Source organism: Bergeriella denitrificans NBRC 102155 (genome assembly GCF_001592185.1).
In the GTDB taxonomy this organism is placed as follows: Bacteria; Pseudomonadota; Gammaproteobacteria; order Burkholderiales; family Neisseriaceae; genus Neisseria; species Neisseria denitrificans.
Genome location: NZ_BCWL01000278.1, coordinates 1 through 2,152, shown reverse-complemented (window position 1 = coordinate 2,152; position 2,152 = coordinate 1). Strand labels below are relative to the sequence as shown.

The window sequence follows — 2,152 nt, the reverse complement described above, 5'->3', positions numbered from 1 at the left end:
TACCAAATCAAACCGCAATCATACGGCGCGGTTCGCGGCGGCTTATTCAACTCAACTATGCTGCCTATTGCCTGGCTGCGTGATATAGCCACATTGTGCACCACAGCAAACGCAAACCACTTCCAGCATATACAGACCGATACAGCCGCCCATTATGCCGCCCCAAGTTCAACGCAGGCGCAGCCCCGTATCGCCGTCGATAATCTGGCTGGGCGTTTTCTGCTTCCCTATCTGCCCGCCGACCACCCAAACCTGCCGGCCGAACTGCCGTCTGACCTCCCGCTCCGTTTTGCACACGCGCTTGCCCGCGCGGTTGCAGGATGTGGACACCAAAGGCGTATCCAGCATACGGCACAGCCTGCGTGCGCCGCTATGGGCAGGCACACGCACAGCCAGCTTGCTGCGCCCTTTGCCGCGCAGCAGCGGCGATACGCTTGGCCGCACCCGCAGCAGAAACGTTTTCGGCGCCGGCCAGATGGCCGCCAATTCGGCCTGCCGCTCGGGCGGCAGCGTCTCCAAAAGCGGCAGCAGCCTGCCGGTATCGTCGCCGATAACAATCAAGCCTTTGTATTGCGGGCGCTTCTTCAAGCGTATCAGCCGCTTGAGGGCGGCAGGCCGCTCGGGCAGGCAGCCAAGGCCGTAGCAGGACTCGGTCGGGTAAGCCACCAGGCCGCCGCGCTGCAAATGGGCTTTTAATTTCCGCTGCGCGGCAGCGGAAAGTATACGGGGAAATCGCATATCGAAACCAAAGGCCGTCTGAAAACGCATATTCGGATTTCAGACGGCCTGCAATCGGGTTAATCAGCGGTTAACAGCTTTATCGGCAATGTCTTTGCGGTATTGCATACCGTCGAAACGGATGTGTGCCAACGCTTGGTAGGCCTTGGCTTTGGCCGCTGCTACATCGCTGCCCAAACCGACCACGCACAAAACGCGGCCGCCGTTGGTGACGATGCTGCCGTCGGCTCCGGCTGCGGTACCGGCATGGAACACTTTGCCGACTTGATCCGCTTCTGCCAAGCCGGAAATCACGTCGCCTTTTTTCGGCGATTCCGGATAGCTTTCCGCCGCCAAAACCACGCCGACGGCGGTTTGCGGGTTCCACTCGGCGACGGTGCGGTTTAATTTGCCGTCAATCGCGGCTTCAACCAAATCCACCAAATCGCTGTTTAAGCGACTCATAATCGGTTGGGTTTCCGGATCTCCGAAGCGGCAGTTGAATTCAATGGTATAAGGCGCACCGTTTTGATCAATCATCAAGCCGGCATACAGAAAGCCGGTAAATTCATGGCCTTCCGCCTTCATACCCGCCACGGTAGGCAGGATGATTTCATTCATGGCGCGTTCGTACACATCGGAAGTCACCACCGGCGCGGGGCTGTAAGCGCCCATACCGCCGGTATTCGGGCCTTTATCGCCGTCGAGCAGGCGCTTATGGTCTTGACTGGTGGCCATCGGCAAAACATGATTGCCGTCCACCATCACGATAAAGCTGGCCTCTTCGCCCTGCAAAAAGTCTTCAATCACCACGCGCGCGCCGGCATTGCCCATTTTATTGCCCAGCAGCATATCGTCGATGGCGGCGTGCGCTTCTTCCAGAGTCATCGCCACAATCACGCCTTTGCCCGCCGCCAAACCGTCGGCCTTAATCACAATCGGCGCGCCTTTTTTATCCACATAAGCATGCGCCTGCGCGGCATCTTCAAAAGTTTGGTATTGCGCGGTCGGAATGCCGTATTTGGCCATAAACGCCTTGGCAAAATCTTTGGAGCTTTCGAGCTGGGCGGCGTATTGCGTCGGGCCGAAAATTTTCAAACCGGCCGCGCGGAAATCGTCCACCACACCGGCCGCCAGCGGCGCTTCGGGGCCGACCACGGTAAACGCAACATCTTCTTTGCGGCAGAAATCAATCAAATCAGCATGCGCGCTCAATGCGATATTTTGCAGCTTGGGCTCAACCGCTGTACCGGCATTGCCCGGCGCGACAAATACGGTTTCCACTTTCGGCGATTGCGCCAGCTTCCAAGCCAAAGCGTGCTCGCGGCCGCCATTGCCGATAACGAGTAATTTCATGCTGATTCCTTAATCCGTGCAAATGTAAAATACCTGCCGCGCTACCGTGTATAGTCAAAGCGTCATTTCTGATACAAGG

2 protein-coding genes are annotated in these 2,152 nt (G+C 57.6%); both read right to left on the bottom strand.

Features of this window, described 5'->3' with window-relative positions:
• Positions 1-168 precede the first annotated feature (168 nt).
• Complete coding sequence (locus BDE01S_RS10160) at positions 169-738, bottom strand: L-threonylcarbamoyladenylate synthase (RefSeq protein WP_082790466.1); 570 nt, start codon at positions 736-738, stop codon at positions 169-171.
• 63 nt (positions 739-801) lie between these two features.
• Entirely contained in the window at positions 802-2,073 is a 1,272-nt protein-coding gene (gene purD / locus BDE01S_RS10155) for a phosphoribosylamine--glycine ligase (RefSeq protein ID WP_066081139.1), read from the bottom strand.
• Between the last annotated feature and the right edge of the window lie 79 nt (positions 2,074-2,152).